This is a genomic window from Polaromonas sp. P3_C2 (assembly GCF_056402675.1).
Window position 1 is genome coordinate 1 of sequence record NZ_JBFUGX010000248.1, and the last position, 5,827, is coordinate 5,827.

At 60.1% G+C, this 5,827-nt stretch carries 4 protein-coding genes; 2 read left to right on the forward strand and 2 right to left on the reverse strand.

Going from position 1 to position 5,827, the window contains the following annotated elements; genetic code table 11:
- Both AC1DWI_RS11890 and AC1DWI_RS11895 read right to left on the reverse strand, forming a co-directional pair.
- Positions 1 to 712, reverse strand: a 712-nt coding sequence (locus tag AC1DWI_RS11890; protein WP_477724892.1) for a M48 family metalloprotease, incomplete at its 3' end; no start/stop codon positions are given.
- A gap of 117 nt (positions 713 to 829) precedes the next feature.
- Entirely contained in the window at positions 830 to 2,452 is a 1,623-nt protein-coding gene (locus tag AC1DWI_RS11895) for a carboxyl transferase domain-containing protein (protein ID WP_477724893.1), read from the reverse strand.
- A gap of 190 nt (positions 2,453 to 2,642) precedes the next feature.
- Between AC1DWI_RS11895 and AC1DWI_RS11900 the strand changes: the two genes are divergently transcribed.
- Both AC1DWI_RS11900 and AC1DWI_RS11905 read left to right on the forward strand, forming a co-directional pair.
- Positions 2,643 to 3,680 (forward strand): AraC family transcriptional regulator, encoded by a 1,038-nt coding sequence (locus AC1DWI_RS11900; protein ID WP_477724894.1) that lies wholly within the window; start codon positions 2,643 to 2,645, stop codon positions 3,678 to 3,680.
- Positions 3,681 to 5,081: 1,401 nt separating this feature from the next.
- Positions 5,082 to 5,827 (forward strand): Bug family tripartite tricarboxylate transporter substrate binding protein (locus AC1DWI_RS11905; RefSeq protein ID WP_477724895.1); only part of this gene is annotated, 746 nt, incomplete at its 3' end.

Genomic DNA, 5,827 nt, shown 5'->3' on the forward strand with positions numbered 1-5,827 from the left:
GGTCACGGCTGAGCTTCAAGGCAACATGCGCGACCTCATGGGCAAGCACCACCACCAACTCGTCCCTGGAAAGCCTGGCCAGCAGCGGCACCGTCACTATCACGCTGGCGCCATCTGAATCGGCATACCGGTAGGTCCCGTCGACCACAGTCAATGAGAGCTGGCAAACCGCGACCCGCCTCACCGCAATCTTTGCCGGCTCACCGTTGCGCTTGACTGAAAACTCAACCAGGGGAGTTGCCTCCGGATTTTTCTCCCGAACATGCGGCCCCACTGAATCCGGTTTCGGGGTTCCAAAGAAGCGAAGAAGCTGCCCCTGTTCAGCAAACTCAAATGGCTCGCGCGCCTTGAAGCCGACGTATCCCCAAGGGGTCTTGTCGATGTCCGTCAGAAAAATACTGGCGCCGGGCCCCATGTTGTAGTGCCTGGCAAGCTCCTCATACTCTGCCAATGATCTCTTGGGTAATTTGTCATTGGGTAAAGGAGGAATGGTCCTGGGAAATCCCCCCAAGCTCCACGTCCAATCGGCGTCCTCCTTTTGACAAAGGGGCTGCGCCGCATAGGCCAGCTGAAAAAGAAGCTGCTCAGCAGGCGCACTGACTTTTTTCACCTCCACCATCCGGGACGGTTGCGTCTCGGGCAACGCCGCACCTGCGTCTGAGGCGCCCCAACACATCAGGGCCACAAGCCATAACGGGTGATATTTCTGCATTTTGCTTTTTTTGAGTTGGGTTGCCGGCTATTGAATCACTGGATATGACGCGCAACAACATCACAATGCACGTTTTTTTTGCCCCAACCGCCCTTGATGGTTCCTATCGGCCGCCGATTACATCCGGAAGACGCCAAACTTCGTATCGGGGATGGGCTGGTTGAGCGTGGCCGAAAGCCCCAGCGCCAACACACGCCGCGTATCCGCCGGGTCAATCACGCCGTCGTCCCAGCCACGCGCGGTGGAGTAATACGGGTGCGACTGCTGGCCAAACTGGTCGAGCACCGGCTGCTTGAAGGTGGCCTCTTCTTCGGTGCTCCAGGTGCCGCCCTTGGCTTCAATCGCGTCGCGCTTCACGGTGGCGAGCACGCCGGCGGCCTGCTCGCCGCCCATCACGCAGATGCGCGCGTTCGGCCACATCCACAAAAAGCGTGGTGAATACGCCCGGCCGCACATGCCGTAGTTGCCGGCGCCGTAGCTGCCGCCAATGATCACGGTGAACTTGGGCACCTGGGCCGTGGCCACGGCCGTCACCATCTTGGCGCCGTGGCGGGCAATGCCTTCGGCTTCGTATTTGCGGCCGATCATGAAGCCGGTGATGTTCTGCAGAAACACCAGCGGCACCTTGCGCTGGCAGCACAGCTCGATRAAGTGCGCGCCCTTTTGGGCCGATTCACTGAACAAGATGCCGTTGTTGGCGATGATGCCCACGGGCATGCCTTCAATGTGCGCAAAGCCGCAGACCAGTGTGGGGCCAAAACGCGCCTTGAACTCATGAAATTCGCTGCCGTCGACGATGCGGGCAATCACCTCGCGCACGTCATACGGTTTTTTCGGGTCCACCGGAATCACGCCGTGCAGCTCTTGCGGGCTGTGCAGCGGCGGCACCGGCGTGCGCAGGGCCTGGTCGAAGCGCTTGGTCTTGTTGAGGCTGCCTACGGCCTGGCGGGCCAGGGCCAGCGCATGCGCGTCGTTCTGCGCCAGGTGGTCGGCCACACCCGAAAGGCGCGTGTGTACATCGCCACCACCCAGGTCTTCAGCGCTGACGATTTCACCAATGGCCGCCTTCACCAGCGGCGGGCCGCCCAAAAAGATGGTGCCCTGGTTCTTGACGATGATGGTCTCGTCGCTCATGGCCGGCACGTACGCGCCGCCGGCCGTACAGCTGCCCATGACCACGGCGATCTGCGCAATGCCCTGCGCGCTCATGTTGGCCTGGTTAAAGAAGATGCGGCCAAAGTGGTCGCGGTCAGGAAACACATCGTCTTGATTCGGCAGGTTGGCGCCGCCCGAATCGACCAGGTAGATGCAGGTGAGGTTGTTCTGCATCGCCACTTCCTGCGCGCGCAAATGTTTTTTCACCGTCATCGGGTAGTAGGTGCCGCCCTTCACCGTGGCGTCGTTGCACACGATCATGCAGTCCACCCCATTGACGCGGCCAATGCCGGTGATGACGCCGRCGCAGGGTGCGCTGTCGGTGCCGTCACGGTCGGGGTACATGTCTTTGGCAGCCAGGGGGCCGAGCTCCAGGAAAGGCGTGCCCGGGTCCAGCAGCATCTGCACGCGGTCACGCGGCAGCAACTTGCCGCGTGATACGTGCCGCGCCCGCGTGGCCTCACCGCCACCCAGGGCGGCCTTGGCGACTTGCGCGTTCAGGTCGTCTACCTGGGCCTGCATGGCGGTGGCATTGGCCTGAAAGTCGGCAGAGCGGACGTTGAGTTTTGTCTCCAGAGCGGGCATGGCAATTCCTGAAATACGGGTGAAAGGCGCTGAAACGGGACTGAAATGGGGCTGACCTGCGCCAGGCCGTCGGGTGCGTGAGCCCCACCTTAGCCAGATTAACGCTAAACAGCCAGCTTAGCGAAAACCCGCCCCACAGGCACAGCCAATGAGGTTGCAAATCCTGCCACCTTGGCGGAAAATTGTCACCATGCTCAGCAAAGCACCCGTCAAACCCGCCAGCCCACCCAAAGCAGCCACCCCCATGGCCTTTGCCAGAAGCATTGCCTCTGCCTACAAACGCTACAACCAAAGCCCGACAGAAGCCCTGAAACTGGCACAGATCACGCCAACCCAGCTCAAGCAAGTCAACGCCCACATCACCGCCCGCCAGATGGAGCAACTCTCAGGCGCCGCCATGCAGGAGCTGGACGACGAAGGCCTGGGCGCCTTCAGCCGCAAACTGCCTTGGGGCAGCTACGGCATGCTGGCCCGCGCCTCCATCAGCTCACCCAACCTGGGCGTCGCCCTTAAACGCTGGTGCCRCCACCACGCGCTGATTGCCGACGACATCACCCTGCGCGTCACCACCTCCGGCGACACCGCCGCCATCACGGTCGAAGAAAAAGCCCCTGGCAAGGTCGGTGAGTTTGCTTTGGTGCACGTGCTGCGCAACATCCACGGCCTGGCCTGCTGGTATGTGGATTCGCGCATTCCGCTGCAGGGCGCACGCTTTCCGTTTGCCGCGCCGCCGCATGTAGAGGCCTATGGGCTGATGTTCCCCGGGCCGCTGCAGTTCAATGCCGCGCAGGCCGAGATCCGGTTTGATGCACGCTACCTGGCCTTGCCTCTCCGTCGTGATGAAAAGGCCTTGCAGCAGATGCTGCAGCGTGCTTTGCCGTTGACGGTGTTGCAGTACCGGCGTGACCGGTTGTTGGTTGAGCAAGTGCGTCAGGCCTTGGCGAACCCGGGGGTGGCTTCGCACAACGCGGAGACTTTGGCGGCGGCGCTGAATATGTCTGCGCGCTCGTTACACCGGCAGCTTCAGGAGGAAGGGGCTTCGCTGCAGCAGCTCAAGGATGAGGTGCGGTTTGRGAAAGCGAAGGAGTTGTTGCTGCGAACCTCAAAACCGATCAAGCAGGTGGCAGAGGCTTCGGGCTTTCGGAATGAGAAGAGTTTTATTCGGGCGTTTCGGGATTGGGCAAACGTTTCGCCTGGAGAATTTCGAAACTCTTGCCATGAGACCTAGGTCCATTTTGGTGTTTTAAAACTTATCAAGCTGGAGTACGGCGAAGAGAACTCAATTCGCATAATGGATTGAGGCTTTTTCAGACGAAACTCGCCACATCGAAGGCAAAGTACGGTTAGATCTTTAACTAGCCCTGTCAAGTACGGCATCTGACACGCGAGGCTCTGTCACTCACCACCTCGACGTTGATCCTATTTCCCGTTCGGAGTTTCGGGAAGCTCACTAGACAACCTCATTGCTGAGCCTCAGAATCTGTCAAAGTGGAGGGCCTGGAGATGGCATTTATTCATGTGGTGGGAGCGCTCGGCGTGACTCTCGCCTTTGGCATCTTGGCCCTTGTACTTGGGACATGGGAGCAGGGGCTAGTTCAAAAGCGCCGCCTGCAGGATGCGTCCCTAGCGTTGGGCGTTCCGCTTTCATCTTTGGAGAATGATGAGGGTCTCATTCCGAGACTGCTTCAGTATTCCTCACAGCGGTACAGCAGTGAGCTACTGCGGAACAGATTCTCGGACCTGTGCGGACCGCTGCGTACTGTGTGGGGCTGGCTGGGTAACCTCGTGCAAGTGGGTATCGTGATAAGCGTTAGCTGGTCAATGTATGCCGAGGGCGCACAGAACGCAGTCTTCATGTGGTCCGTACTGGCTGTGGCAATCTTCTTCTGGGTCGCAAGCGTCGCATTCTCCTACTCATGCTTGTTGCTGACCGGCCGGTTTCCGGGTGAGGCCAAGATGACACGCAAATCAATTGCGGCGGTAATCGAACAGCGAACGGCACACCCAACGACCCACTCACCACCCGTGTGGGAGCCCTGATGGACGCCAAACTCAATGCCTTTTTGGAGGACAGTTCCGCGCATTGCATCGCGGCTAGAAACGAGGTCAGAAGATTATTCGCGGTCGGTGGCGGATGCCTCACTGCCGCTGTCTTAGCACCTCAGAGAAGCTGAAGTTCGGGATATGACTGAGGTATGGAGGTGCAACAGTTGCACGAGACTTTAAAGCAAACTGGTGTCACCGGAACGTGATGAAAATGCAGCGTTCAAAAGACTAACCAGCCATTGCAAATATCTAGCCTCATCTCGCTGCCTAGCTACCAAGCTCCTTCTGCAACGCCTCCACAGACAAGTAGCCGGCACCAGCAAATGCGCCTCGACCTTGAAAGTCTGTTTGCCTGAGACGCCGCTGCGCACGATGTCGGTATGAATGCTCTCAATGCTGATGCCGCGCTCGGCCAGCATCTTGGTCAGCCTGCAGACGAATGCCCACACGGTCTTCGCCCACCAGCTCCAGCTCTAACCCTGCTTGCAGGCATACAACTTGCATCCCCACGAGCCACGGCGGAGCAAGTTTTACGGAATGCGAACTGGCGACGCCCGGTACCCTCCAACTCTGAAAGCGACCTATGTCATTCACCCGCACCGCTTGCCTGGCGCTTTGCGCCGCGTCCGGCCTGGCGCTCGCCGCCTCCTCGTTCGCGCAAGAGCCCTACCCCAGCCACCCGGTCAAGGTCATCGTCGCGCTGCCGGCTGGCGGCAGTGTTGACATGGTGGCGCGCCAGGTCAGCCAGCAGCTGACCACTGACCTGGGTCAGCCCTTTGTGGTGGACAACCGGGCCGGCGGCTCGGGGCAGATTGGTGTGCCGGTGGTGGCCAAGGCGGCGCCTGACGGCTACACCATCATGGTGTCGCCGGCGTCTTTTCTGACGACGAACAAAAGCATCTTCAAAACCTTGCCCTACAACCCGGAAACCGACTTTGTGGCGGTGACCAAGCTGGTGAACCAGGCCATGGTGCTGGTGGTGAACGACAAGGCGAAGTATGGAACGCCGGCGAGCATTCTGGCGGCGGCCAAGGCCAACCCGGGCAAGCTGACGTATGCCTCTTCAGGTGACGGCAGCCCGCAGCACCTGGCGGGGCTGATGTTTGAAAGCCAGACCGGCGCGAAGCTGCTGCACGTTCCCTACAAGGGCGGTGCGCCGGCCATTACCGACCTGATTGGCGGCGTGGTGGACATGGCCTTTGYCCCGCTGCCGGAGGCGCTTCCGCACATCAAGTCGGGCAAGCTGCATGCGGTGGGTGTGCTGAGTGAGAAACGGGCCATCTCTGCGCCGGACATTCCCACACTGCGCGAAGGCGGTGTGAACAATGT